Origin of the sequence: Mesorhizobium sp. L-8-3 (genome assembly GCF_016756615.1) — a bacterium.
GTDB lineage: Bacteria > Pseudomonadota > Alphaproteobacteria > Rhizobiales > Rhizobiaceae.
The window spans coordinates 4,828,217-4,849,872 of sequence record NZ_AP023262.1 but is presented as its reverse complement, the minus strand read 5'-3'; the positions used below and the strand labels follow the sequence as shown (position 1 = coordinate 4,849,872).

Sequence of the window (21,656 nt, the reverse complement as noted above, 5' to 3'; positions counted from 1 at the left end):
ACCGGGAAATCCCGCGCCATACCGGCGGCGGCCCGCTTGTCTGTCGCGTCAAGCCCGTTGCCTGCGGATCGCACATTATCCGGCATCGCCGCCCCCACAGGTTCAAGGCAGGGTTTTCGAGCCCGCAAGCCTCGGCTGACGGCTGCCGGGGAGACAAGACATAATGCCCAACAAAATGCTAATAGACGCCTCCCACCCGGAGGAAACGCGGGTCGTCGTCGTTCGCGGTAACCGCATCGAAGAATTCGATTTCGAATCCCAGGACAAGAAACAACTCAAGGGGAATATCTATCTCGCCCGCGTGACGCGGGTCGAACCGTCCCTTCAGGCCGCCTTCGTCGAATATGGCGGGAACCGCCACGGCTTCCTGGCCTTCAGCGAAATCCATCCCGATTACTATCAGATCCCGGTCGCCGACCGGCAGGCGCTGTTGCGCGCCGAGGCCGAAGCCGACGATGTCGACGACGAGGAGGACGCCGAAGGCGACGACCGTTCCGATCGCGGTCGCAACCGGCGTCGCCGCCGCGGCGGACGTCATCGCGGTCGCGACCAGGAGCGTCGCGATGCCGCCGAGGCGTCTGATGAAGCTGAAGCCCAGGCGGTCGCGGACACCGAGGGCGACGGCGATGTCGAGGCGAACGATCCCGTCCCGGCGGAGAGCGAGCAGCCTGCCTTGGTGGACGATCAGCCCGCCGCAACGCAAGACGCCCCCGCCGACCATGCCGAAGCGCCGACCGAGGAGAGTACGGCCGTTGACGCCGGCGACGGCGAAGCTGCGCCGGCGTCCGGCGAGGTGACGTCGATCGCCGCCTCCATCGAGGCCGACGTCGTTTCCGAGCCGGTCGCCGTGTCCGAGGCGCCCGACGCCAACGAGGATCGCGGCACCGTCGAGGAGATCAGCGGCGCGCAGGGCGACGAGAGCGAGGTCGAATCCGTCGGCGCGGAGGACGCGCTGGAGGAGATCCGCAATCGTCGCAAGCCGATGCGGCGCCACTACAAGATCCAGGAAGTGATCAAGCGCCGCCAGATCCTGCTGGTGCAGGTGGTCAAGGAAGAGCGCGGCAACAAGGGCGCGGCTCTCACCACCTATCTGTCGCTCGCCGGACGCTATTCGGTGCTGATGCCGAATACCGCACGCGGCGGCGGCATCTCCCGCAAGATCACCAACGCCCAGGACCGCAAGCGCCTGAAGGAGGTCGTGCAGGACCTCGACGTGCCGGAAGGCATGGGCGTCATCCTGCGAACGGCGGGAGAAAGCCGTACCAAGGCCGAGATCAAGCGCGACTACGAATATCTCATGCGGCTGTGGGAGAATGTCCGCAGCCTGACGCTCGAGTCGACTGCCCCTGCCCTCGTCTATGAGGAAGGCAGCCTGATCAAGCGTTCGGTGCGCGACCTCTACAACAAGGATATCGACGAGATCCTCGTCTCCGGCGAGGAAGGCTACCGCGAAGCCAAGGACTTCATGCGGATGCTGATGCCCAGCCACGCCAAGGTGGTTCAGCCGTTCCGCGACACCACGCCGATCTTCGCGCGCAGCGGCATCGAGGCGCAGCTCGACCGGATGCTGCAGCCTCAGGTGACGCTGAAATCCGGTGGCTACATCATCATCAACCAGACCGAGGCTCTCGTCTCGATCGACGTCAACTCCGGGCGCTCGACCAGGGAGCATTCGATCGAGGACACCGCGCTCCAGACCAATCTGGAGGCGGCGGAGGAAGTCGCCCGGCAACTGCGCCTGCGCGACCTGGCCGGCCTCATCGTGATCGATTTCATCGACATGGAGGAGAACCGGAACAACCGGGCGGTCGAGAAGAAGCTCAAGGATTGCCTGAAGAACGACCGGGCCCGCATCCAGGTCGGGCGCATCTCGCATTTCGGCCTTCTCGAGATGTCGCGCCAGCGCATCCGCGCCAGCGTGCTGGAATCGACGATGAAGCCCTGTCCGCATTGCGGCGGCACGGGGCATGTCCGTTCGGACTCCTCGACCGCGCTGCTCGTCGTGCGCGCCATCGAGGAGTTCCTGCTCAAGGATTCGCGCCACCACATCACGGTGCGCACGCCCATGGCGACGGCGCTCTATGTGCTCAACCACAAGCGTTCCATGCTGGTTGATCTCGAGCGGCGTTTTGGCCTGACGATCACCCTCGAAGCGGACGATTCGGTCGCCTCGCAGCACTATGCGATCTTCCGCGGAGCGGTGGCGGAGAAGTCCGCCGTCACCGAGGCGCTGCCGGCGCAACTCGCCTATGTCGAGCCGGAAGAGCCTGAAGAGGAGATCGTCGAGGAGGAGGACGTCGAGGAGACGGCCGCCGCTGAGCAGTCGTCCCATGGCGAACGCCGCGAAGACGGCGACCGCAAGCGGCGCAAGCGCCGGCGGCGGCGCGGCAAGGATCGCGACCGTGACGCGAGCGATGAGCACAGGCGCGCTGCCGACGCGGAAAGTGTCGCCGCCACGTCCGAAAGCCCCGAGGACGGCGACGTCGAAGACGTCGAGGGCGAGGAGACGGTGGCAGCCGAGGCCGACGGCGCAGCCGATCGCAAGAAGCGCCGGCGCGGCCGGCGCGGTGGACGACGCCATCGCCAGGAGGACGGCGAGCCGACTGCCGCGACGGAGGCCGCCGAGGGCGAGGTGCCTGAAACGTCCGAGCCCGTCGTAGAGGCCGTTGAAGCCGACGCCGCCGAGTTGGCGGCCGAATCCGCCCCTCCTGCCGAGAGCGTCGCTGAAGCCGCGGCCGAGGCTGTCGAGACCCCCGCCGAACCCGTCGCCGAGGCGGTCGCGGAACCCGAAAAGCCGAAGCGGAAGCCGCGCAAGTCGGCCAAGGCCAAGAAGGCGGAAGCCGAAGCCGCCGCGGCGGCCGAGGCCGAAGCAGCGGCTGGGGCGACCGGGGCCGAGACGGCTCCGGCGGAAACGGTTGCGGAGGAGCCGGCGCCCGAGCCCGCGAAGCGGCGGACCCGAGCCACGCGGCGCAAGCCCGAGGCCGAAGCCGCGCCTGCCGAAGCCGTCGTGGTTTCCTCCACCGTCGCCGAAGTTGCCGAGATACCTGCCGAGGAAGCAAAGCCGAAGAAGGCCGGCTGGTGGCAGCGCAAGGGCTTCTTCTGAGCCGAGTCATCCTGAAAGGGACAGAAAAAGCCGGGGTTTGCCCCGGCTTTTTCATGTCCTGCCGACACCCTGCCCTGTAGATCCGGCGCCTACCTGCCGAGCCAGCGGCCGATCCGGTCCAGGGCGGCCGCCATGTCTTCGCTGCTGCCGGCATAGGAGAAACGCATGTAGCGCTGGCCGGCAAACGGGTCGAAGTCGCGGCCCGGCGTGGCGGCGACATGGGCCTCGGCCAGCATGCGCCGCGCGAAATCCATGCTGTCGTTGGTGAGCCCGGAGACATCGCAGAAGGCGTAGAACGCGCCGTCCATGGGCGCGGCGATGCGAAAGCCCAGTTCCGGCAGCCGGCGCATCAGCAATGCACGGTTGACCTCGTAGCGCGCCTTGACCAGATCAAGGGCGTCGCTCACCGAGAACGCCTCGATCGCCGCGAGTTGGGAAAGCTCCGGCGCGGAAATGTAGAGGCTCTGCTGGATGCGCTCGACCGGACGCACCAGGGCGTCCGGCAACACCATCCAGCCGACGCGCCACCCGGTCATGCAGTAATATTTCGAGAAGGAGTTGATCACGACGGCATCGGTCGAGAGTTCCAGCGCCGTGACGTCGGGCGCCGAATAGGCCAGCCGGTGATAGATCTCGTCCGAGATCACCGAAATACCGAGCCGCTCGGCCGTCTCGATCAGTTCGGCCAGGGCATCGTGCGGAATGATCGCGCCCGTCGGATTGGCGGGGCTTGCGAACAACACGCCCTTGACGGGCTTCTGCCGGTGCGCGATCGCCAGATGATCGGCCGTCAGATAGCCGGCGCCGCCGAGCTCGATCTCGACGATCTCGACGCCGAGGGCGGCCAGTATATTGCGATAGGCAGGATAGCCCGGCGCAGCGACCGCCACCCGGTCGCCGACGTCGAACATGGCGAGGAAGGCCAGGTTGAAGGCTGCCGAAGAGCCCGTCGTCACGACGACGCGCTCGGGCGCGACGGTAACGCCATAGTGATCCAGATAATGCGCGGCGATCGCCTCGCGCAGGCCGGCGAGCCCGAGCGCATCCGTGTATCCGATGCGGCCGTCCGCCAGCGCCCGCCGCGCCGCCTCGCGCACCGGCTCCGGCACGGGGTCGGAGGGCTGGCCGACAGCCATGGAGATCACCGGATGTCCCAGGCTTTTCAGCCGGTTGGCCTCGGCCAGGACGTCCATGGCGTGAAACGGCTCGACGTCGCCGCGCCTCGATATCGATACAGCCATGGATGTAAAGCCTTCCCGCGCGAACCGGTCTCAACTGTGGCCGCACAAATGCCCGATTGCTGTGCGGATCACAAGTTCATGTTGCCTCCGCCTTTTCATTGCATCCATGGTGGGCTACCAGTGCGGCCAACCATGCAGACACGATCGCCTCTTTCGGCAAAGCTCGCCCGCTGCGGACGCGGCCTGACGGCCGGCCTCGTGGCGTTGTGCCTCGCCGTCTCCACCGCCGGCCAGGCGCTCGCGCAGAGCCTGCCCGTGGTGCGCGACGCGGAGATCGAGGCGCTGGTCCGCGACTATGCGCGCCCGATCCTGAAGGCGGCAGGGCTCGGCAGCTCCAACATCAACATCGTCCTGGTCAATGATCAGAGCTTCAACGCCTTCGTCGCCGGTCGCCGCATGTTCATCAACACCGGGGCGTTGGTGACCTCCGAGACGCCGAACGAGATCATCGGCGTCATCGCCCACGAAGCGGGCCACATCGCCGGCGGACATCAGGAGCGGCTGCGCCAGCAGCTCGCCCGCGCCCAGACCATGGCAATCGTCGCCACGCTGCTCGGCATGGGTGCAGCCGTGGCCGGCGCGGCCGGCGGCGTCGGCGGCGTCGCTCAGGCCGGCGGCGGCCTCGCCATGGGCGGCGCAGAAATGGCGCGGCGCGGGCTGCTGGGCTATCAGCGCACCGAGGAGGTCACGGCCGACCGTTCCGCGCTCGATTATCTCGAGGCGACCGGGCAGTCGGCCAGGGGCATGCTGATCACCTTCAAGCGTTTCGCCAGCGCGCTGTCCCTTTCGGGCGCGCGTGTCGATCCCTATCAGGTCAGCCATCCGATGCCGCGCGAGCGCATCGCCAACCTGCAGACGCTGGCCGAGGCCAGCCCCTATTTCAACAAGACGGATCCCGAGGCGCTGCAGCTTCGCCACGACATGATGCGTGTGAAGATAGCCGTCTATACGCAGGGCCAGGGGGCGGCCGCGCGCATTTTCCGCAAGGGCAGCGGCGGACTCGCCGCGCAATATGGCGACGCCATCGCGACCTATCTCTACGGAAATCCCAGGAGCGCGCTCCAGAAGGCGGACGCGCTGGTCAAGGCGAACCCGAAGAACCCCTATTTCCACGAGCTGCGCGGAGACATACTGGTCAAGGCGAACCGTCCGGCCGAAGCGGCGCAGGCCTATGCGAGCGCCGTCAAGCTCGACCCTGCGAAATCCGGCATCCTGCGGGTCGCCTATGGCCAGGCCCTGCTCGCCACCGGCAAGCAGGAATCCATCGAAAAGGCGGTCGACGAGATCAACAAGGGCCTCGAGCGCGACCGTGAGAACATCAGCGCCTATCGTTACCTCGCCCAGGCCTACGGCCAGCTCGGCCAGGTCGCGGAGGCGGAACTCGCCACGGCCGAAGGCTATTTCTACAGCGGCGTCTACAAGGAGGCGAAGGTTTTCGCCGCCCGCGCCCAGATGAAGATGAAGCGCGGATCGCCGGCCTGGGTGCGCGCGCAGGACATCATCAATTACAAGCAGCCCGGCAAGAAGAAAGGCTGACCGCGCGGACGCGGTCGCCATTCTCCGGCAGGAACAAGGACGAACTGACATGACAAGGGCGATAGTGTTGGGAGCGAGCGGCATCGCGCTCGCTTTCGCCATGCTGGCATCGGGCTACGTCGCCGGCCGGCCGCAACCTGCCTATGCCGAGGACAAGCAGCAGGCCACCGCCGGCGCGCTCGACCGCAAAGAGGTCGAGCTGATCGTGCGCAACTATCTGCTCGAGAACCCCGAGATCCTGCTCGAGGTGCAGCAGGCGCTCGAGACCAAGCAGCAGGAAGAGCAGCGCATCGCCCAGCTCGGCGTCATCAAGCAGTCGAAGGACGAGATCTTCAACTCCCCGCATGACGGCGTGGTCGGCAACCCGAACGGCAAGGTCACGATCGTCGAGTTCTACGACTACAATTGCGGCTTCTGCAAACGCGCCATCGAGGACATGCATGCGCTCACCGCGCAGGATTCCGAACTGCGCTTCGTGCTGAAGGAGTTCCCGATCCTCGGCCCGGATTCGCAGAAGGCGCATATGGTCTCGCAGGCCTTCCTGAAGCTGATGCCGGAAAAATACGGCGAGTTCCACGACAAGCTCCTTGGCAGCCCCGGCCGTGCCGACGAGGCGAGCGCCGTCAAGCTCGCCGTGTCGCTCGGCGCGGACGAGGCCAAGCTGCGCGACATGATGCAGGATCCGGCGATCGGGCAGGCCTTCGCCGGCACATACGAGCTGGCCAACAAGCTGGCGATAACGGGAACGCCGTCTTACGTCGTCGGCAACGAGGTGGTTTTCGGCGCGCTGGGCCAGGCTGTCCTCGCCGAGAAGATCGCCGCCGCCAAGGCCTGCCTAGGCGACGCAAGCTGCTGAATCCAGCCGAATCGAGACTTGTGGACGGTGGAAGAAGGCGCTTGCGCTCTTTGCGCGGTCGCCTATGCCCATTATAGAGGATTGCGCACGCCGGCCGGGCCGGCGTGGAAAGGCCTGCATCTTGAAGACAGTCTACGTTCTCAACGGTCCGAACCTCAACATGCTCGGCAAACGCGAGCCCGGCATCTATGGCGGCAAGGATCTCGCGGCGATCGAGGAAGACTGCAGGAAGGCCGGCGCATCACTCGGGCTGGAGGTCGTCTGCCGTCAGTCCAATCATGAAGGCGACCTGGTCGACTGGATCCAGGAGGCCGGCGAGAAAGCCGTCGGCATCGTGATCAACCCCGGCGCCTACAGCCACACCTCCATCGCCATTCACGACGCGATCCGCGCCGTTTCGCCGCTGCCCGTGGCGGAAGTCCATCTCTCCAACATCCACGCCCGCGAGGCGTTCCGGCACAAATCCATGATCTCCCCCGTCGCTGCGGGGATGATCTGCGGCTTCGGGCCGCTCGGATACACGCTGGCGCTGCAGGCGCTCGCAGCCCGGCTCTGAGCCGCGGCCCGAACCAACAAGGAACCTAGGCACGATGTCGCTCAAGAAATCCGGCGTTGACCAGCAGCTCATCCGCGATCTGGCAGGCATACTGAACGACACCAACCTGACCGAGATCGAGGTCGAGCTGGGCGATCTCAAGGTGAGGGTATCGCGCCAGGCGCAGGCCGTGAACGCGGTCGCCGCCCCCGCGCCGGTCGTCGCCGCCGTGGCGCCGCAGGCCGCGCTGGCGGCTGGTGCCGCGCCGACGGTAGCTGCCGCCGACGCGGCCAAGAACGCCGTCACCTCGCCCATGGTCGGCACCGCCTACGCCGCGCCTTCGCCCGATGCCAAGCCCTTCATCGAGCTTGGCCAGAAGGTCAGGGAAGGACAGACGCTGCTGATCATCGAAGCGATGAAGACAATGAACCAGATCCCCTCGCCCCGTTCCGGCACCGTGACGGCCATCCTGTTCGAGGACGCGCAGCCGGTCGAATATGGCGAGCCGCTGGTCGTCATCGAATAAGCTTCGAGGTCCACGCCCCGTGTTCCAGAAAATCCTCATCGCCAATCGCGGCGAAATCGCCCTCAGGGTGCTGCGCGCCGCCAAGGAGCTCGGCATCCGGACGGTCGTGGTCCATTCCACGGCCGACGCCGACGCCATGCATGTGAGGCTGGCCGACGAAAGCGTCTGCATCGGCCCGCCGCCCTCGCGCGATTCGTATCTCAACATCCACCAGATCGTGGCCGCCTGCGAAATCACGGGGGCGGACGCCGTGCATCCCGGCTACGGCTTCCTGTCGGAAAATGCCAAATTCGCCGACATACTGGCCGCCCACAAGATCACCTTCATTGGACCTTCGGGTGACCATATCCGCATCATGGGCGACAAGATCGAGGCCAAGCGCACGGCCAAGCGCCTCGGCATCCCCGTGGTTCCAGGCTCGGACGGAGCGGTCAGCGACGACCGCGAGGCTTTCCGCATTGCCTCGGAGATCGGCTTTCCCGTCATCATCAAGGCCTCGGCCGGCGGCGGCGGGCGCGGCATGAAGGTGGCCCGTTCGGCCGAAGACCTGCCGATCGCGCTGGCCACGGCGCGTTCGGAGGCGGGTGCGGCCTTCGGCGACGACGCCGTCTACATCGAGAAATATCTCGAGAAGCCGCGCCATATCGAGGTGCAGATCGTCGGCGACGGCGCGGGCAAGGCGATCCACCTCGGGGAGCGCGACTGCTCGCTGCAGCGTCGGCACCAGAAGGTCTGGGAAGAGGCGAACTCTCCGGCCCTCAATGCCGAGGAGCGTTCGCGCATCGGCGAGATCTGCTCGAAGGCGATCGCCGATCTTGGCTACTCCGGCGCCGGCACGATCGAGTTCCTCTATGAGAACGGCGAGTTCTACTTCATCGAGATGAACACCCGCCTGCAGGTCGAACATCCGGTGACGGAAGCGATCACAGGCATCGATCTCGTCCACGAGCAGATCCGCGTCGCCTCGGGCGGCGGCCTTTCGACGCGGCAGGAGGACATCAAATTCGCCGGCCATGCCATCGAATGCCGCATCAATGCCGAGGATGCGCGCACCTTCACCCCCTCGCCCGGCACGATCACGCATTTCCACACCCCCGGCGGGCTCGGCATCCGCGTCGATTCCGGCGCCTATTCCGGCTATCGCATCCCGCCCTACTATGACAGCCTGATCGGCAAGCTGATCGTGCATGGCCGAAATCGCGTCGAATGCATGATGCGGCTGCGCCGAGCGCTCGACGAATTCGTGGTCGACGGCGTGAAGACCACGCTGCCGCTGTTCCGCGATCTCGTCGGCAATATCGACATCGCCAATGGCGACTACGACATTCATTGGCTTGAGAAGCATCTCGCGGAGACGGCCGCCGCAGCCTGAAGCATGTCTCCCGAAAGCGGGAACCGGTTTCGGGACAAAGAAATGCGTCGGTTCAAGAACCTGCCGCGTGTCGCGCGGATCCTTTTTCGCACGACAAGCGGCAGCAAAACGAGATTGACATTCGCTCCCGGGCAACCGTGGCGCGAATGTCCGGATTTGAAGCGCGAAATCATATAGTTTCCGGCGGTCCCTTGATTCCGACATTCGCTCGAACCGGCTGTATCGATGGGGTGCAAATGCTAGAATTGTTCCACTAGCTTGCTCTCCAAGGGTCGAGAGCCATGACACGCCCCTACGCGCCCGGATATCGCATCCCGCCGGACCTTCTCTTGAAGGCCTACGCGTCCGGCGTCTTCCCGATGGCGGAAAGCGCGGCTGATCCGGAAGTGTTCTGGGTCCGTCCCGAAACGCGTGGCATCATCCCGTTCGACGGCTTCCACGTGCCGAAGAGCCTCGCCAAAACCATGCGCAAGACGCCGTTCGAAGTCACGTTCGACTACGATTTCGAAGCCACGATAGACGGTTGCGCCGAACGGCGCGCGGAACGGCGCAGCACCTGGATCAACGCGCCGATCCGTGAAGCCTATGTGGAACTCCACCGGCGCGGACATTGCCATTCCGTGGAGGCCTGGCGAGACGGACATCTCGTCGGCGGTCTCTATGGAGTCAGGCTCGGGCGGGCCTTCTTCGGCGAAAGCATGTTCTCACGGGAGCGCGACGCCTCCAAGGTGTGCCTCGTGCGTCTTGTCGAGCATTTGCGCGCGCGAGGCTTCGCTTTGCTCGACACGCAATTCACCACCGAACATCTCAAGCGCTTCGGCGCCGTCGATGTGCCGCGCGCCAGATACGAGAAGATGCTGGCCGAAGCCCTCAAGGGCGAGGCCTACTTCTAGCCGGACGGCATTCCGAGCGGCGTCTGCTGGTGGAACATCATCCTCCAATTGCCGCCGCGACGGACATAGCCCGTGCTGACCAGCGCGGCATAGTCCTCACCATCTGCGCGCGTCGCCCTCGCCTGGTAGGTCAGCATGGCGACATCGTTGCACGGCTGAAGCATTCCCTTCAGGTCGATTTCCAGGACCTTCCAGCGATTGCCGTCCTTGGCGGTGTCGGCGAGATCCTTGTTTCCCATCACCCCTGCCATGTCGGGCGAGAAGGCAACGAGACATTCCGAATCGGTGTTCTCTTCGAAGAAGGCAGCGTCTCCGGTCCAGAAGGCTCTTTCGAGGACAAGCAGTTCGTCTATGTCGGCCGTCACCACGATCTCCTGCCGCAGGGAAAGGATGTCGGGGGACCGATGTGGCTCGAGAAATGTTCCGAGCGGCTCAGGCCAATGGTTGAAGGACCGGATGTTGCATACGATCGCGCGCCGCGCCTGCCGGCGCGAAAGCCAGGCGTTCCAAGGGTCGCGCGGCCTGGAGTGTCGACATCCAGGCCGACCGGCGATCAGTTCGTCTTCGCGGCTTCCGGCGGCGGAACGTCGGACTTCCGCTTGCAGGCCTTCAGCCACACGTCGTAGACGGCATGCTCCACCGCGTTGAGGCCAGGGCTCTCGGCGAACATCCAGCCCGTGAAGATGCGCCGGATCTTGCGGTCGAGGGTGATCTCGTCGACTTCGACGAAGGAATCGGTCTTGGGTTCTTCGGCCTCGGGCCGCGAATAGCACACACGCGGCGTCACTTGAAGCGCGCCGAACTGAACCGTCTCGTCGATATAGACGTCGAAGGTGATGATACGGCCGGTGATCTTGTCGATGCCGGCGAACTCGGCCACGGGGTTCTTGACACGCTCCTCGGTCCGGGTTGCCGGGGCCGTGGGCTCGGCTGCGGGCTCCTCGGCCCGACCACCAGATACTGCCGCGAGCGTCGTTGCAAGCAACGCGATCGCAGCGGTTTTCATTCGGGAACTCTTCGCTGTCGGTCTGGAGATCGTCATTCGGGAAACCGCTGCGCATCGGGAGCGCACGCGCCGGGAACCGGCACGGCACTGATCGTGAATCGGGTTACGCGGCAAATGTGGCGACAAAAGTCCATTGCCGCCGATGGTCCCGAAAGGCGCGCCACTCAGCTGCCGGGCGTCCAGGCATCGTAGTCGCCGGTCACCTGCGGCCTGTGCTGGTTGCCCAGCACCGACCCCTTGGGCCGGTAAGCCGCGGCGGTTCCGGTGAGGTTCGGCCGATGCGCCTTCTGCCACTCGCGCGGCTTGTAGTTTTCCTTCGACGGCGCCGTGTCGACACGATGATGGATCCAGCCGTGCCAGCCTGGCGGGATCGCGGAGGCTTCCGAATAGCCGTTATAGATGACCCAGCGCCGGGTCCGGCCTTCCGAATCCGTGCCGCCCTCGTAATAGACGTTACCGAACTCGTCTTCGCCCACGCGCTTGCCGTGGCGCCAGGTATGGAAACGCGTATTGAGCGTTTCGCCATTCCACCATGTGAACAACTGAAGCAGGAATTTCTTCATCGGGATCCTCGTCGCCGGTCGTCACCGGCTATGCGCCTTATGGCGTCAGCCGCGCCCGCTGGCAAGGGTGGAGGCCGAGATTGGCGCGGCCTCGTCACGATTATCGCGCTACGACAGCGTCATCTTGAAGCCGGCGTGGCTCTGGTCGAAACCGAGCCGCCTGTAGAAGCGATGAGCGGCCTCGCGCTTGTTGCTCGAGGTGAGTTGGACAAACCTGACGCCCGCTTCCCGGCCCCGCTCGATGGCGAAGGCGATCATTGCCGCGCCGATGCCCCGACCGCGCGAGTCGGCGCGCGTCTGGACCGCCTCGACGGTCAGATTGGTCGCGCCCCGCGCCGTCATGGTGGTGATCAGGGTCGTCTGGAAGGTGCCCACCACCTCGCCTTCGAGTTCCGCCACGTAAAGCGCATCGTTGGGGCTCTGCGAAATCTTGCGGAAAGCCGCTTCATAATCGGGCAACACTGCGGGGTCCGTGGTGTCGCCGTGCCCGCCAATGGCATCGCCGGCGAAAAGCGCCGCCAGCGCGGCAATGTCGCGCGCTTCCGCGTGCCGGATGACAAGACCTCCCACAAACTCTTCTGGCATGGCCTCCGCAGTCCTTGGCTGGAGTCTGTCTGTCGTCGCCGGAACCGGCGACCAGCGGGCGCCGGAAATGCTGATCCGCGATCTCCCGGCTCCGGTGCTCGCTTTCGCCTCCCCGGCGCGCGTTCGCCTACGCGGCCGTCAAGCCCCCGGCGCGCTCGATGAAGGCGACGACGTCGTCCACCCCCTGCCGGCGCAGCATGTCGGTAAACACATAGGGCTTGTCGTTGCGCTGGATCCTGGTGTCGCGGTCCATCACGTCGAGATCGGCGCCGACATAGGGCGCAAGGTCCTTCTTGTTGATGATGAGAAGGTCGGAACGGGTTATGCCCGGCCCGCCTTTGCGCGGAATTTTTTCTCCCTGGCAGACCGAGATCACATAGATCGTCAGGTCGGCGAGATCGGGCGAGAATGTCGCCGCCAGATTATCGCCGCCGGATTCGATGAAGACGATGTCGAGGTCGGGATGGCGCCTCGTCATTTCGCTGATGGCCTGCAGATTGATCGTGGCATCCTCGCGGATGGCCGTATGCGGGCAACCGCCGGTTTCGACACCCATGATGCGGTCTTCCGACAAGGCCTGAAGCCGGTTGAGAATGAGCGCGTCTTCCTTGGTGTAGATGTCGTTGGTGACGACCGCGACCGAATAGCGGTCCCGCATCGCCTTGCACAGCATTTCGGTGACCGTCGTCTTGCCGGAGCCGACCGGTCCGCCGATGCCGACGCGAAGCGGCCCGTTGGGTGATGTCATGGACGAACTCCTGTCAGCCGTGGTGATGATGATCGGGCGCATTCGAATGGGAATGATCGTCATGGTGGCGATGGCCGCGGCCATGATCGTGCCCTTCGTTGCCGTGAGCGTGCGAATGGCCGTGATAGGCGCCCCGCACTGGCTGGAACGGCTCGACGATTTCCGTTACCCGGGCGCCCAGCCCCTCCAGCATCGCCTTGATGACATGGTCGCGCAGGATGACGACACGATGTTCCTCGATCTGCGTCGGCAGGTGCCGGTTGCCGAGATGCCAGGCGAGTTCCATCAGATGCAACCGGCTGTCGCTCCTGATCTCGTAGAGCTGTTCTTCCGCCGCGAGGATCTCCACCATGCGCCCGTCGTCGAGCACAAGCACGTCGCCGTGGTGAAACGCAATCGCCTCGGGCAGATCGACCAGAATCTCCTGCCCGTCGCGGAGCGTCAACACCTTGCGACGCAGATGCCGCTCGTCATGCGCCAGTGCGACGGCATCGAAGGGCTCACCACCATGGCGGCCGGCATGATGATGGGAAACAACGCGAAGCATTATCAACTCCTGTGGAATCGACCGGCGGGCAAGTGCGCGCGTCGAAGGGGCCGACTATAGCCGGCCGGCTGCATCTTCCAAGGGACCCGTCGTTGCATCATAAGGAATCTGCCTCCGCCTCGCGCTCGGCGTCGATGTCGTCCGCCCGCCTTCATGTCGCTGACAGCGTCGTCGCCAGGCAATGGCTTGACTGGCATGCGACGAGCGGACAATGCAGATGAGACACGCAATCGGGGCTGGAGACGCAATGGACACACAGGGCCCGGGCGACACGACGTTCCCGCTCCACCTGCTCCGCCTGGCGAGCCCAGGCCTCCCTGTGGGCGGTTTCTCCTATTCGCGCGGCCTGGAGGCCGCCGTGCGGCATGGCTGGGTGAATTCGGAAGCGAGCGCGCGGGAGTGGATTCACGGCACGCTCGAACACGCCTTTGCCTTGCTCGATGCGCCGCTGTTCCTTCGCATGATGGCGGCCCTGGCTGCGGACGATCGGGACGCCTTCCTGCGCAGCAACGCCTGGCTCGCTGCGAGTCGCGAAAGCCGCGAGATTCAGGCCGAGGACCGGCTGATGGGCGATGCCTTGCTCCGCCTGCTGAGCAGTCTGGAGATCGGAGCGGCGAACCGGTTCGGTGACTGCACGCTCTCTTATCCTGCCGCCTTCGCGATAGCGGCGCACCATTGGCGCATTGTCCCCCGGCAGGCGCTGAGGGGCCTTATGTGGGCCATGACCGAAGGCCAGGTTTCGGCTGCCATTCGGCTGGTTCCGCTCGGCCAGACGTCGGGTCAGCGGATCCTGATCGATGCCGTCGACCTGATCGAGCGTAGCGCCCGGCAGGCCGAACGGCTGGGAGACGACGAGATCGGCAACACGGCGATCGGCCTCGCCATGGCCAGCGCCTGGCATGAGGAGCAATACAGCAGGCTATTCCGATCCTGAGGGACATCCCTCCGGTCGCCCGCAATGCATCCCGAGATCATGCAAGGCACAACCGGCACGACAACCGAACTTGTCCCACACGACGGGCGCCTGTACAGTGAAAGCCTTCCAAATGCGTGGTTGTTCAGCCTCGTTTCTACCGAACGGAGACCAAGTCGGCATGCAGGCGCCGTCGTTGACAAGACACCTGCAGCGCGAATTGGACGAGGACGCAGCGCAGCCCCTTTCCCTCGACGGCGGCTCGGAACGCCGCTGGCGGGCCGAACTCGAGCTGTGGTTCGCGCCGGCGGGCGGACAGACGCGGCTGCTTCGCCGGCGTCACTCCGGGCCGCTGATGGTGCAGCGGCCGTTCCATCCGGAAAGCGACGGGACCTGCCACGTCTATCTGCTGCATCCCCCTGGCGGCGTGGCGGGCGGAGACAGCCTGGAACTGACGTTCCATCTGGCCGAAGGCGCGCGCGTCGTGCTGACCACGCCGGGCGCGACCAAGTTCTATAGGAGCGTTGCCGGCAAGGGCTCCCAACGCAGCGTCATCGATGTCGAAGCCGGAGCCGTCTGCGAATATCTGCCGCAGGAAGCCATCATGTTCGACGGCGCAAGCGCCGACGTCGGCACTTGCGTCACGATCGCCGAGACGGGGACCTATGTCGGCTGGGACTTTACCTGCCTCGGCCGCCCCGCAGCCAGGGAGCGCTTCCGTTCGGGAGGAATCACGCAGCGCGTCGAGATCCGCCGGAACGGCAAGCCGATATGGATCGAGCGGTTCTGCCTGCCGGGCGACTCGCCTCTCCAGGGAGCGGCCTTTGCGCTTGCCGGGCATCCGGTGTTCGGCACCATGGTCTATGCCGGCCCACTGAGGGACGGGCTGGCGGAACTGGCGCGGCGGGCCGCGGGAGATATGGCCGGTTGCCTCTTTTCCGCGAGCCAGCTCGACGATGTCGTCGTCTGCCGTTACCTCGGCCCGCATGCCGAGCAAGGCAAGATACTCTTCGCCCGCGTCTGGGATGCGCTGAGGACCGCGCTTCAGTCGAAACCTGCCTCGGCGCCCCGCATATGGGCGACATGACATTCTTTGAAGGGAACCTGCAATGGAACTTTTGCCACGCGAGAAGGACAAGCTTCTGCTTTTCACCGCGGCTTTGCTGGCCGAGCGCCGCAAGGCACGCGGCGTGAGGCTGAACTATCCCGAAGCTGTCGCCTACATATCCGCGGCCATATTGGAGGGCGCGCGCGACGGAAAAAATGTCGCCGAACTCATGTCTTACGGCTCGACGCTGCTGACGCGCGAGGACGTGATGGATGGCGTCCCGGAAATGATCCACGACATTCAGGTGGAAGCGACCTTTCCCGACGGCACCAAGCTGGTGACTGTCCACAATCCGATACCGTGAGGAGACTGACATGATTCCGGGTGAATTCTTCATCGAGGAAGGCACTATCGAGTTGAATGCCGGTCGGGACGTCCGCAAGATCGCCGTGTCGAATTCCGGCGACCGGCCCATCCAGGTCGGTTCCCACTATCATTTCTTCGAGACCAACGAAGCGCTGGTCTTCGACCGCGCGCAGGCGAAAGGCTATCGGCTGAACGTCCCGGCGGGCACAGCCGTCCGCTTCGAACCGGGCCAGCAGCGCACCGTCGAGCTCGTCGCCCTGGCCGGTGAGCGCGCCGTCTACGGCTTCGCCGCGAAGGTCATGGGCAAACTGGAGGGCTGAGCGATGGCAACAATTACGCGAAGGGCATACGCCGATCTCTACGGCCCGACCAAGGGCGACAGGATTCGGCTGGCCGACACCGAATTGCTGATCGAGATCGAGGACGATCGCACGACCTATGGCGACGAAGTCACCTTCGGCGGCGGCAAGGTCATCCGCGACGGGATGGGGCAGAGCCAGCGGCCGGCGTCCGAGGTCGTCGACCTGGTGATAACCAACGCCGTCATCCTCGACCATTGGGGCGTCGTGAAGGCCGATATCGGCATCAAGAACGGCCGCATCGCCGGCATCGGCAAATCAGGCAATCCCGACATACAGCCCAATGTCGATATCGCCATCGGCCCGGCGACGGACGTGATCGCAGGCGAAGGCAAGATACTCACGGCCGGCGCCATCGACACCCACATCCACTTGATCTGCCCCCAGCAAGCCGAGGAGGCGCTGGCGAACGGGATAACGACCCTGGTCGGCGGAGGAACCGGTCCGTCGGTTGGAACGCTGGCAACCACCGTCACGCCGGGGCCCTGGAACATCCATCGCATGCTCGAAGCGCTGGAGGACCTGCCCGTCAATGTCGGACTTCTGGGCAAGGGCAACGCCAGTCTGCCCGAGCCGCTGCACGAGCAGGTTCGCGCCGGCGTCATGGGCCTGAAGCTGCATGAGGACTGGGGCACGACGCCGGCGGCAATCGACAACTGCCTGACCGTCGCCGATATCGAGGACATCCAGGTCGCCATCCACACCGACACTCTCAACGAGAGCGGTTTCGTCAAGGACACGTTCGCGGCGATGAAAGGCCGGGCGATCCACAGCTTCCATACCGAGGGCGCCGGCGGCGGCCACGCTCCCGACATCATCACCGCCTGCGGCCAGGAGAACATCCTGCCGGCTTCGACCAATCCGACACGGCCCTATACTGTCAACACGATCGACGAGCATCTCGATATGCTCATGGTGTGCCATCACCTCAGCCCGCAGATTCCGGAGGACGTCGCCTTCGCCGAATCCCGCATCCGCCGGGAGACCATCGCCGCGGAGGACATCCTGCATGATCTCGGCGCCTTCAGCATCATGTCGTCGGATTCGCAGGCGATGGGCCGTATCGGCGAGACCACGCTGCGTTGCTGGCAAACCGCGCACAAGATGAAAGTGCAGCGCGGGCCGCTCGCCGAAGACAGCGAACGCAACGATAATTTCCGCGCCAAGCGCTACGTCGCGAAATACACGATCAACCCGGCGCTCGCCCATGGCTTCGCCCACGAGATCGGCTCGATCGCGGTGGGCAAGCGGGCCGACCTTGTCCTGTGGAAGCCGGCCTTCTTCGGCGTGAAGCCGTCCCTGGCCCTGCTCGGCGGCATGATCGCAATGGCCCCGATGGGCGATCCCAACGCCTCCATCTCGACGCCGCAGCCGGTTCACTACCGGCCGATGTTCGGAGTGCTCGGCAGGGCGCGGAAGTCCACCGGCGTGACCTTCGTCTCGCAGGCCGCGATCGACGACGGGATCGGCGAAAAGCTGCGGCTCGAAAAGGCGCTGGTGGCTGTCCGCGGCACCCGGTCGGTGCGCAAGAAAGACATGATCCACAACCATCTGACGCCGAAGATCGAAGTCGATCCCCAGAACTACCAGGTTAGGGTCGACGGACAGATCATAACCTGCGAGCCGGCAAAGGTCCTGCCGATGGCGCAGCGCTATTTCCTGTTCTGAGGGCTCGGTGGCACAGGAGCTTCCGGCTGCACCGCCGACGTGATCCGCGTCCGGGCCGGCTCATCGCCGGCACAGACGGCCGTTCACCAGGAAAAGATGCCCATCGGCCCGTCGAGCCTTCCTCAGGCAGCCATGGCCAGCCATAGCCCGCTGAGGGCGGCGACGCCACCGAGGGCGCGGGCGATCGCGCGGCCCTTCTCTCCGCCGAACAGACGTCCGAACTGCAGGCCGAACCCGATACCGATGGCATGAAGCAAGGCGGTCGACAGCGCAAAGCCCATGCCGAACGAAATCGCGCCGGCCGCACCCAGTTCACCGCCATGGGCGTGGCCATGAAAGAATGCGAAGAACCCTACCAGCACCATGCCGGCCAAGATCGGCACCTGCAGAGCAACGGCAGCGAGCAGGCCGATGACCACCACGGAGGCCAGGATCACAGGCTCGACGAAGGGCAGCGGCATTCCGGCGAGGGCTCCAGCGAAACCGACGATCATCGTGCCGACGAAGGCAGAGGGGATCGGCCACAGCGCCGGCTTCCGGCCTGTCTTTGAACCAAGCAGCGCCGCCCACAGGCCCACCGCAATCATGGCCAGTATATGATCAGGGCCGAAGAGCGGATGCGAGACGCCGGCCAGCAGCGAACCGTGCTCGTCCGGATTGAGATGGGCAAACGCGGGGGCAACCGATACGGTCAGCGTCAGCGCTGCAATTAGAAGTTTGTTCAGCATGTCAGTTGTCCCTCTACCAGAATTGTCGATACGCTCTCGGACGCCTCGCCGCCCAATCGAATGTGCTGGAAGGCATGAACAATCGTCGCCGTCGGTCGGCGCGATGGCGCACTTCCGACGTTGCCCCGCGTGATGTCCGCCAGAAAGTATCGACCATGCATCTGGGCCGAACCTGGTCACAGCACGCTTGGCTGATCGAGCCAAAGCCTGTGGTTGCAATCGGGCTGTACCGTAACAAGCTTCGATTCGGCTGGGAAGGGCTGCTCCCCATAAAGCCCTGATTCGGCTTCATATAAATCGGCGGCGCCGAAGGCAGGGGCCGCCGATCGCCAATCGCCTGGGGCGCGACCCTCATCTATCTGGCCATGCCGCGCTGGATTTTCTCGCGGAAAGTTCGACACAGTGAAATACTGGACAGTGCAACCCCCCGTTTCTCGAGGAGCAGCGTCATGCAGGACCATGTTTACAAGTTGGTCGATCTCGTCGGCACATCGCCTGTCAGCATAGAGGAGGCCATCCAGAACGCGATTTCCAGGGCAAATGAGACGATCCGTGGCCTGCGATGGTTCGAGGTGGTCCAGACTCGCGGCCACGTCGAAGACGGAAAGATCGCCCACTATCAGGTTGTGCTAAGGGTCGCCTTCACCTTGGAAGCCGCCGACGCATAAGATGTGCCTTCCAATTCTGTCGGGGCCATAGTCTCAGGAGATCGGCCACGAAGGTGTGGGCCAGGAAGCGTTCGCCATTGACGGTGGCTTCCTGGATCAGCGCAGCCGCCGACCCGCCGGCAGCGGTCGGTCTCGGTCAGCCGAGCGGTCGTTCCATGACCACCGACGTTTCGCCTCCGCCGGGGCTTGGCGCGCTTCCCTTCTCGACAAAGCCGCAGGCCTTGTAAAATGCGACGGCGCGGTCGTTTTCCTGCTCCACCTCGAGGCGGATCAGGCGGGCTTCGGGAAAGCTGTCGATCACCTCATCGAGCAACAGCCCCCCGATGCCACGCCCCTGATGGCGCGGCAGGACATAGAGTTGCAGCAGCGTCACGATTGCGCCCTCGCCGTCGGCGGAGGCGAAGGCCATGCCGCCGATCTCGGTTCCGTCGTCGGCAACCAGGAATTCCGAGCGCGGCTTTGTCAACCGCACCTTCAGTGCGTCGATCGAATGCCAGCGATCGGTGATCTCGGCGACGCGCTCGGCCCCGTAGATCCGGTCATAGGTCGCATGCCATGTTTCGACCAGCAGGGCGCGGATCGATGCCAGATCACGCTCGCTTGCTGTACGGATGAACATCGGCATCCACGCGCGAAAAGCCGCGCCCCTATTCCTCTATGCCGAGCTTGGCCTTCACCAGCGCGTTGACTGCCTGCGGATTGGCCTTGCCGCCCGTCGCCTTCATCACCTGCCCGACGAACCAGCCGGCAAGCGTCGGCTTGGCGCGCGCCTGCTCGGCCTTGTCGGGGTTGGCGGCGATCGTCTCGTCCACCGCCTTTTCGATCGCCCCGGTATCGGTCACCTGCTTCATGCCACGGTGTTCGACGATCTGCCGGGGGTCGCCGCCCTCGTTCCAGACGATCTCGAACAGGTCCTTGGCGATCTTGCCCGAAATCGTTCCTTCCTTGATCAGATCGATCACCGCACCGATCTGATCTGGAGAAACTGGTGCGTTTTCAATATCCTTGCCGGCTTTGTTCGAGGCGCCGAGCAGATCGTTGATCACCCAGTTGGCCGCAGCCTTGCCGTCGCGGCCGGCAGCGACCTTTTCGAAATAGTCGGCAATCGCCTTTTCCGAAACGAGCACCGAGGCGTCGTAGGCCGACAGGCCGAGCGCGTTGCAGAACCGCGCCTTCTTGTCATCAGGCAGTTCGGGCAGATGTCCGGCGAGCGCGTCGACATAGGCCTGGTCGAATTCAAGCGGCAAGAGATCCGGATCCGGGAAATAGCGATAGTCATGCGCTTCCTCCTTCGAGCGCATGGACCGGGTTTCGCCCTTGTTAGGGTCGAACAGCCGCGTCTCCTGGTCGATTTTGCCGCCGTCCTCGAGCACGGCGATCTGGCGGCGCGCCTCGTATTCGATGGCCTGGCCGACGAAGCGTATCGAATTGACGTTCTTGATCTCGCAGCGCGTGCCGAAGGGCTCGCCCGGCCGGCGGACGGACACGTTGACGTCCGCGCGCATGGAGCCTTCGTCCATGTTTCCGTCGCAGGTCCCGAGATAGCGCACGATGGTCCGCAGCTTGGTGAGATAGGCCTTCGCCTCCTCCGAGGAGCGCATGTCGGGCTTCGACACGATCTCCATCAGGGCAACGCCCGAGCGGTTGAGGTCGACATAGGACAATGTCGGATGCTGGTCGTGCATCGACTTGCCGGCGTCCTGCTCCAGGTGAAGCCTTTCGATGCCGACCTCGATGTCCTCGAAATTGCCCTTGGAGTCGGGGCCGACGGAAACGGTGACCGTACCTTCGCCGACGATCGGCTGCTTGTACTGCGAGATCTGATAGCCCTGGGGCAGGTCCGGATAGAAATAGTTCTTCCGGTCGAAGACGGACTTCAGGTTGATCTGGGCCTTCAGTCCGAGGCCTGTGCGGATCGCCTGACGCACGCATTCCTCGTTGATGACGGGCAGCATGCCGGGCATGGCCGCGTCGACAAGGCTGACATTGGCATTGGGCGCTGCGCCGAACGAGGTCGAGGCGCCGGAGAACAGCTTGGCCTCCGAGGTCACCTGGGCATGGACCTCCATGCCGATGATGACCTCCCAGTCGCCGGTGGCGCCTGGGACCAGACGCTTGGGGTCGGGCATGCGGGTGTCGATGATGGTCATGAAAGCCCTGTCGTCGTTCGCTGGCGCCCGAGGGACGCCATGGGCGTCGGGAGCAGCCGGGATAGATTGGCCTTCGCTAGTGCAATCCGGCTGGTGAGGCAAGGGAGAAGGCCGCTTCCCGACGCAGGCACTTGCCGGTCCGGTGCGCGCCGATCGCAATCGCCCGCGTGCGATAGTGTCTGCCGTCTGGTCATTACCGTCCGGTTCGGATATGTGCTGCCGCGTCGCCGATGGAGTGTGAATGT

Annotated in this window: 23 protein-coding genes; 13 read left to right on the top strand and 10 right to left on the bottom strand. The window is 64.8% G+C overall.

What is annotated here, in order from left to right:
• Window positions 1-163 precede the first annotated feature (163 nt).
• Window positions 164-3,103, top strand: a complete 2,940-nt coding sequence (locus tag JN302_RS22460; RefSeq protein WP_202329234.1) for an Rne/Rng family ribonuclease — start codon at window positions 164-166, stop codon at window positions 3,101-3,103.
• Window positions 3,104-3,192: 89 nt separating this feature from the next.
• Here the strand turns inward: JN302_RS22460 and JN302_RS22455 are convergent, their stop codons facing one another.
• Complete coding sequence (locus JN302_RS22455; protein WP_202329233.1) at window positions 3,193-4,344, bottom strand: pyridoxal phosphate-dependent aminotransferase; 1,152 nt, start codon at window positions 4,342-4,344, stop codon at window positions 3,193-3,195.
• A 132-nt stretch (window positions 4,345-4,476) separates the two neighbouring features.
• Between JN302_RS22455 and JN302_RS22450 the strand changes: the two genes are divergently transcribed.
• The 6 genes from JN302_RS22450 to aat all read left to right on the top strand — a co-directional run bounded on the left by JN302_RS22450 (window position 4,477) and on the right by aat (window position 10,062).
• Window positions 4,477-5,880, top strand: a complete 1,404-nt coding sequence (locus JN302_RS22450; RefSeq protein ID WP_202329232.1) for a M48 family metalloprotease — start codon at window positions 4,477-4,479, stop codon at window positions 5,878-5,880.
• Window positions 5,881-5,929: 49 nt separating this feature from the next.
• Entirely contained in the window at window positions 5,930-6,736 is an 807-nt protein-coding gene (locus JN302_RS22445) for a DsbA family protein (protein ID WP_202329231.1), read from the top strand.
• Window positions 6,737-6,857: 121 nt separating this feature from the next.
• On the top strand, window positions 6,858-7,292 hold the full coding sequence (gene aroQ, locus JN302_RS22440) for a type II 3-dehydroquinate dehydratase (RefSeq protein WP_202305207.1): 435 nt from the start codon (window positions 6,858-6,860) through the stop codon (window positions 7,290-7,292).
• A 34-nt stretch (window positions 7,293-7,326) separates the two neighbouring features.
• Window positions 7,327-7,797, top strand: coding sequence for an acetyl-CoA carboxylase biotin carboxyl carrier protein (gene accB / locus JN302_RS22435; RefSeq protein ID WP_202329230.1), 471 nt, complete (start codon window positions 7,327-7,329; stop codon window positions 7,795-7,797).
• A gap of 19 nt (window positions 7,798-7,816) precedes the next feature.
• The gene (accC, locus tag JN302_RS22430; protein WP_202329229.1) at window positions 7,817-9,169 is read left to right on the top strand and encodes an acetyl-CoA carboxylase biotin carboxylase subunit; all 1,353 of its coding nucleotides are present in this window, start codon (window positions 7,817-7,819) and stop codon (window positions 9,167-9,169) included.
• Window positions 9,170-9,450: 281 nt separating this feature from the next.
• Window positions 9,451-10,062, top strand: a complete 612-nt coding sequence (gene aat / locus JN302_RS22425) for a leucyl/phenylalanyl-tRNA--protein transferase (RefSeq protein ID WP_202329228.1) — start codon at window positions 9,451-9,453, stop codon at window positions 10,060-10,062.
• On the opposite strand, the gene JN302_RS22420 is transcribed toward aat, so the two are convergent.
• From JN302_RS22420 to JN302_RS22395, 6 genes are all read right to left on the bottom strand, one after another.
• Window positions 10,059-10,427 carry a hypothetical protein gene (locus JN302_RS22420; protein ID WP_244845824.1) on the bottom strand — a complete coding sequence of 123 codons (369 nt, stop codon included), beginning with the start codon at window positions 10,425-10,427 and terminating at the stop codon, window positions 10,059-10,061. The genes aat and JN302_RS22420 overlap by 4 nt on opposite strands.
• Window positions 10,428-10,615: 188 nt before the next feature.
• The gene (locus JN302_RS22415; RefSeq protein WP_202305203.1) at window positions 10,616-11,068 is read right to left on the bottom strand and encodes a DUF2155 domain-containing protein; all 453 of its coding nucleotides are present in this window, start codon (window positions 11,066-11,068) and stop codon (window positions 10,616-10,618) included.
• 164 nt (window positions 11,069-11,232) lie between these two features.
• Window positions 11,233-11,631, bottom strand: a complete 399-nt coding sequence (locus JN302_RS22410; RefSeq protein WP_202329226.1) for an NADH:ubiquinone oxidoreductase subunit NDUFA12 — start codon at window positions 11,629-11,631, stop codon at window positions 11,233-11,235.
• A gap of 108 nt (window positions 11,632-11,739) precedes the next feature.
• The gene (locus tag JN302_RS22405; RefSeq protein ID WP_202305200.1) at window positions 11,740-12,216 is read right to left on the bottom strand and encodes a GNAT family N-acetyltransferase; all 477 of its coding nucleotides are present in this window, start codon (window positions 12,214-12,216) and stop codon (window positions 11,740-11,742) included.
• Between the two features lie 127 nt (window positions 12,217-12,343).
• Entirely contained in the window at window positions 12,344-12,964 is a 621-nt protein-coding gene (gene ureG / locus JN302_RS22400; RefSeq protein ID WP_202305198.1) for an urease accessory protein UreG, read from the bottom strand.
• Window positions 12,965-12,977: 13 nt separating this feature from the next.
• Window positions 12,978-13,511: an urease accessory protein UreE gene (locus tag JN302_RS22395; protein WP_202329224.1), complete on the bottom strand. Its 534-nt coding sequence runs from the start codon at window positions 13,509-13,511 to the stop codon at window positions 12,978-12,980.
• Between the two features lie 247 nt (window positions 13,512-13,758).
• Between JN302_RS22395 and JN302_RS22390 the strand changes: the two genes are divergently transcribed.
• The 5 genes from JN302_RS22390 (at window position 13,759) to ureC (ending at window position 17,865) form a co-directional block, all read left to right on the top strand.
• Window positions 13,759-14,445 (top strand): urease accessory protein UreF, encoded by a 687-nt coding sequence (locus tag JN302_RS22390; RefSeq protein WP_244845822.1) that lies wholly within the window; start codon window positions 13,759-13,761, stop codon window positions 14,443-14,445.
• A gap of 175 nt (window positions 14,446-14,620) precedes the next feature.
• Complete coding sequence (locus tag JN302_RS22385) at window positions 14,621-15,511, top strand: urease accessory protein UreD (RefSeq protein ID WP_244845820.1); 891 nt, start codon at window positions 14,621-14,623, stop codon at window positions 15,509-15,511.
• Between the two features lie 22 nt (window positions 15,512-15,533).
• Window positions 15,534-15,836: an urease subunit gamma gene (gene ureA, locus JN302_RS22380; protein ID WP_202305189.1), complete on the top strand. Its 303-nt coding sequence runs from the start codon at window positions 15,534-15,536 to the stop codon at window positions 15,834-15,836.
• Window positions 15,837-15,846: 10 nt separating this feature from the next.
• Window positions 15,847-16,158, top strand: coding sequence for an urease subunit beta (locus JN302_RS22375; RefSeq protein WP_202305188.1), 312 nt, complete (start codon window positions 15,847-15,849; stop codon window positions 16,156-16,158).
• A gap of 3 nt (window positions 16,159-16,161) precedes the next feature.
• Window positions 16,162-17,865: an urease subunit alpha gene (gene ureC / locus JN302_RS22370; protein ID WP_202329212.1), complete on the top strand. Its 1,704-nt coding sequence runs from the start codon at window positions 16,162-16,164 to the stop codon at window positions 17,863-17,865.
• 122 nt (window positions 17,866-17,987) lie between these two features.
• Here the strand turns inward: ureC and JN302_RS22365 are convergent, their stop codons facing one another.
• The gene (locus JN302_RS22365; protein WP_202329210.1) at window positions 17,988-18,593 is read right to left on the bottom strand and encodes a HupE/UreJ family protein; all 606 of its coding nucleotides are present in this window, start codon (window positions 18,591-18,593) and stop codon (window positions 17,988-17,990) included.
• A gap of 449 nt (window positions 18,594-19,042) precedes the next feature.
• On the opposite strand from JN302_RS22365, the gene JN302_RS22360 reads away from it, so the two are divergent.
• A complete protein-coding gene (locus tag JN302_RS22360; protein WP_202305182.1) occupies window positions 19,043-19,261 on the top strand; it encodes a dodecin in 219 nt (72 codons plus the stop codon).
• A 136-nt stretch (window positions 19,262-19,397) separates the two neighbouring features.
• Here the strand turns inward: JN302_RS22360 and JN302_RS22355 are convergent, their stop codons facing one another.
• Entirely contained in the window at window positions 19,398-19,880 is a 483-nt protein-coding gene (locus JN302_RS22355) for a GNAT family N-acetyltransferase (RefSeq protein WP_202305180.1), read from the bottom strand.
• Between the two features lie 28 nt (window positions 19,881-19,908).
• Complete coding sequence (gene gatB, locus JN302_RS22350; protein ID WP_202329208.1) at window positions 19,909-21,411, bottom strand: Asp-tRNA(Asn)/Glu-tRNA(Gln) amidotransferase subunit GatB; 1,503 nt, start codon at window positions 21,409-21,411, stop codon at window positions 19,909-19,911.
• Between the last annotated feature and the right edge of the window lie 245 nt (window positions 21,412-21,656).

What these genes read in the sequence shown, in the direction of transcription:
- JN302_RS22375 (WP_202305188.1), top strand. Translation starts at nt 15,847, where the DNA reads ATGATTCCGGGTGAATTCTTCATCGAGGAAGGCACTATCGAGTTGAAT.
- JN302_RS22405 (WP_202305200.1), bottom strand. Translation starts at nt 12,216, where the DNA reads ATGCCAGAAGAGTTTGTGGGAGGTCTTGTCATCCGGCACGCGGAAGCG.
- JN302_RS22450 (WP_202329232.1), top strand. Translation starts at nt 4,477, where the DNA reads ATGCAGACACGATCGCCTCTTTCGGCAAAGCTCGCCCGCTGCGGACGC.
- JN302_RS22390 (WP_244845822.1), top strand. Translation starts at nt 13,759, where the DNA reads ATGGACACACAGGGCCCGGGCGACACGACGTTCCCGCTCCACCTGCTC.
- JN302_RS22415 (WP_202305203.1), bottom strand. Translation starts at nt 11,068, where the DNA reads ATGAAAACCGCTGCGATCGCGTTGCTTGCAACGACGCTCGCGGCAGTA.
- ureC (WP_202329212.1), top strand. Translation starts at nt 16,162, where the DNA reads ATGGCAACAATTACGCGAAGGGCATACGCCGATCTCTACGGCCCGACC.
- JN302_RS22460 (WP_202329234.1), top strand. Translation starts at nt 164, where the DNA reads ATGCCCAACAAAATGCTAATAGACGCCTCCCACCCGGAGGAAACGCGG.
- JN302_RS22365 (WP_202329210.1), bottom strand. Translation starts at nt 18,593, where the DNA reads ATGCTGAACAAACTTCTAATTGCAGCGCTGACGCTGACCGTATCGGTT.
- JN302_RS22455 (WP_202329233.1), bottom strand. Translation starts at nt 4,344, where the DNA reads ATGGCTGTATCGATATCGAGGCGCGGCGACGTCGAGCCGTTTCACGCC.
- JN302_RS22355 (WP_202305180.1), bottom strand. Translation starts at nt 19,880, where the DNA reads ATGTTCATCCGTACAGCAAGCGAGCGTGATCTGGCATCGATCCGCGCC.
- JN302_RS22445 (WP_202329231.1), top strand. Translation starts at nt 5,930, where the DNA reads ATGACAAGGGCGATAGTGTTGGGAGCGAGCGGCATCGCGCTCGCTTTC.
- accB (WP_202329230.1), top strand. Translation starts at nt 7,327, where the DNA reads ATGTCGCTCAAGAAATCCGGCGTTGACCAGCAGCTCATCCGCGATCTG.
- JN302_RS22360 (WP_202305182.1), top strand. Translation starts at nt 19,043, where the DNA reads ATGCAGGACCATGTTTACAAGTTGGTCGATCTCGTCGGCACATCGCCT.
- gatB (WP_202329208.1), bottom strand. Translation starts at nt 21,411, where the DNA reads ATGACCATCATCGACACCCGCATGCCCGACCCCAAGCGTCTGGTCCCA.
- ureA (WP_202305189.1), top strand. Translation starts at nt 15,534, where the DNA reads ATGGAACTTTTGCCACGCGAGAAGGACAAGCTTCTGCTTTTCACCGCG.
- aat (WP_202329228.1), top strand. Translation starts at nt 9,451, where the DNA reads ATGACACGCCCCTACGCGCCCGGATATCGCATCCCGCCGGACCTTCTC.
- JN302_RS22410 (WP_202329226.1), bottom strand. Translation starts at nt 11,631, where the DNA reads ATGAAGAAATTCCTGCTTCAGTTGTTCACATGGTGGAATGGCGAAACG.
- ureG (WP_202305198.1), bottom strand. Translation starts at nt 12,964, where the DNA reads ATGACATCACCCAACGGGCCGCTTCGCGTCGGCATCGGCGGACCGGTC.
- JN302_RS22395 (WP_202329224.1), bottom strand. Translation starts at nt 13,511, where the DNA reads ATGCTTCGCGTTGTTTCCCATCATCATGCCGGCCGCCATGGTGGTGAG.